1 protein-coding gene is annotated in these 677 nt (G+C 73.4%); it reads left to right on the forward strand.

From position 1 onward, the window contains the following. Positions 1-27: 27 nt before the first annotated feature. On the forward strand, positions 28-677 hold a 650-nt coding region (locus tag ACWJ6R_RS37570), incomplete at its 3' end, for an acyltransferase domain-containing protein (RefSeq protein ID WP_449066744.1).

Raw genomic sequence — 677 nt, forward strand, 5'->3', positions numbered from 1 at the left:
GGTGTGGGTTCGTTGGATGAGACGTGGTTGACGCAGCCGGCGTTGTTCGCGTTCGAGGTGGCGTTGTTCCGGTTGCTGGAGTGGCTGGGGGTTCGGCCGGATGTGCTGGTGGGGCATTCGGTGGGGGAGATCGCGGCGGCGCATGTGGCGGGGGTGCTGTCGCTTGAGGATGCGGGCGCGTTGGTGGCGGCGCGGGCGCGGTTGATGCAGGGGTTGCCGGCGGGTGGGGCGATGCTGGCGGTGGGGGCGTCGGAGGAGCGGGTGCGCTCGGTGCTGGCGGGCCGGGCCGGGGTCGGGATCGCGGCGGTGAACGGGCCGGCATCGGTGGTGGTGTCGGGGTCGCGGGTGGTGCTGGAGGAGGTCGCCGCGGAGCTGGCGGGGCCGGCGGGGCCGTCGGGGTCGGCGGGGTCGGTGCGGACGCGGTGGTTGCGGGTGTCGCATGCGTTCCATTCGCCGTTGATGGAGCCGATGCTGGCGGAGTTCGGCCGGGTGGCGGAGGGGTTGGTGTTCGCTGAGCCGGGGCTGGCGGTGGTCTCGACGGTGACGGGTCGGCTGGTGGAGGCCGGTCAGCTGAGTGATCCGGGTTATTGGGTGGAGCAGGTGCGGGCGTCGGTGCGGTTCGCCGATGCGGTGGGGGCGGTGCGTTCGGCGGGGGCCGGGGTGCTGGTGGAGGTGGG

The sequence above is a fragment of the Planomonospora algeriensis genome (assembly GCF_977012225.1).